Genomic DNA, 1,994 nt, shown 5'->3' with positions numbered 1-1,994 from the left:
CTGTATTTGCAGTAAAATCTACTTTTCCTTCCCGGATCAGCCACCAGCCGTTTTCATTTTTCGCTACTGTATTTGCAGTAAAGTCTACTTTTCCTTCTCGGATCAACCACCAGCCGTTTTCATTTTTCGCTACTGTATTTGCGGTAAAATCTACTTTTCCATCTCGAACAAACCACCAGCCATTTTCATTTTTCGCCACACCAGTGTAATCAAAATCCACATCACCGTTTGTAATCTTCCACCAGCCATTCTCATATTTACTGATGGTATTAGCTGTACGGTCAATTTTTCCATTCACATACAAATGCCACTGATTTGTCTGCGGATCTTTGCAGACACCCTCTAACACCTTTGTCTCAGTTGCGGCATTTGCAGACACAGGCGCCATCGCACCTGTCAGCACTGCCCCAGTTGCCAAGGCCAGAGCAGCTATTTTTTTCCATCTGTTCATTTTCACTCTACTCTTTTCCCTGCTTGTTTACTGTTGTTCTGTCTCAAAATACTGTGCATATACTTCCATAAAAGATGCGCTCTCAAGTTTCAGGGAAGTATCTACCGTTACTTCCGACCATACATCCTGATTCTCTTTGGAACTTAACTGACTCATATAATCTGCATACGTATCGGTCACCGCATCTGACATGCGCTGCTCTAACACATCTTTCTTATGCTCATCCGTCAGCTCTGCATCAAACGCACTGCTGCAGTAAAAAATATAATATCCATTGTCTGCCTCGATAATGTCAGTGATCCCACCATCCGTCAATGCAAATAATTTTTGAATGATTTCATCAGAAAATGTCGAACGGTTTACGGTTATATCCACCGCATCTGCCTCATTGACAGTCTGCGCCAGTGTCTCAAAATCCGTTCCACCCTGAAGCTGTGTCAGATAAGACTGCGCTTTTGCCTGATCCGTTATATAAATCTGTTTTACACGCATCACCCGCGCTTCATCATCACTGACCTCCTGATTTACATCTGTTTTCAATGATTCATAGAGCTTATCTGCCAGCAAATAACGTTCGAATAATTTTTCTGTCTGTTTCTCATTCACACCAACATACTCACGTTCCGCATCATCCAGTCCATCCAGATACGTTTTCGCTGCTTCCGTCACTTTTTTCTGTTCTTCTTCGGAAAGTGTCACTTCTTTTTCAGAAGCGATGATATCCAATGTATAAACCTGTGCCATCTGCGCCAGTGTCAGATCTTTGATATAGTCTTCCAGACTCTGCTCCTGTCCGTAATCGTGCTCCCACATGTCGATGCCGTACAAATTACTGTACTCTTTCTGGTAATTCATCAGGATCACTTTTGCATCGTCCTTGCTGCAGCTCTCACTGCCAACCTTAAATACCGGCTTTGCAATGACTGCTTCCAACGGATTTCCACAGGCACCAAGCATTGCAGAACAAGCCAGAACAACCGCCAGCGCTCCCGCTTTTTTTCTCATATTTCTACTTTTCAATCAACTGTTCTCCTCTTAACGTTTTCTTAGGCATCTACAACCAGATAACGTCCGTCCGGCAGTTTGAACACTTCATCTGCCTGTTCCAGTTCTTCTTTGCTCATGCCGGCAATATCTGCTCCGGTTTCGTCAAAATATTCCCGTACTTCTTTCATATTTTTGCATACAGCTGCCATGCACATATCCAGAAAATCTTCTGCTTCTTCCGGTGTCTCTGCTACTTTCTCCGGAAAAAGTTTTAACTGGTCTTTTAAAAATGTTTCAATACATACTTTATCGTATTCGCCCATTCTACTGTTCTCCATTTCAAAATTTTCGTTTCCATATCAAGCGGCTTCTCTCCATTCTATCTGTCAAAACCAGACACCGCTATTTTTAATATACCATTGTTGTGGATTTCCCGCAACAAAAAAAGATGTTCACAAGCGGCGTTCAAGTTTTAAACAAATTTTAATCCTGCTCAACACCTGTACGAAAGACATTCAAGTCGAACGCACGTGAGACTTGGTGCGTGATTCTGGTC

General features: G+C 42.6%; 3 protein-coding genes. All 3 read right to left on the bottom strand.

Going from position 1 to position 1,994, the window contains the following annotated elements; all coding sequences use genetic code 11:
• Positions 1-451: hypothetical protein (locus tag LG34_RS05270; RefSeq protein WP_146190190.1), on the bottom strand; the 451-nt coding region annotated here is incomplete at its 3' end.
• Between the two features lie 27 nt (positions 452-478).
• On the bottom strand, positions 479-1,471 hold the full coding sequence (locus LG34_RS05265; protein WP_146190189.1) for a peptidylprolyl isomerase: 993 nt from the start codon (positions 1,469-1,471) through the stop codon (positions 479-481).
• Positions 1,472-1,497: 26 nt separating this feature from the next.
• The gene (locus LG34_RS05260; protein WP_109215151.1) at positions 1,498-1,761 is read right to left on the bottom strand and encodes a glyoxalase; all 264 of its coding nucleotides are present in this window, start codon (positions 1,759-1,761) and stop codon (positions 1,498-1,500) included.
• Between the last annotated feature and the right edge of the window lie 233 nt (positions 1,762-1,994).

It is taken from the genome of Eubacterium ramulus, assembly GCF_003122485.1.
Lineage (GTDB): Bacteria > Bacillota > Clostridia > Lachnospirales > Lachnospiraceae > Eubacterium_I > Eubacterium_I ramulus_A.
This window is presented reverse-complemented; position numbering and strand designations above follow the sequence as displayed.

Bases quoted from the DNA above. Each gene is read 5' to 3' on its own strand.
- LG34_RS05260 (WP_109215151.1), bottom strand. From the start codon at position 1,761: ATGGGCGAATACGATAAAGTATGTATTGAAACATTTTTAAAAGACCAG.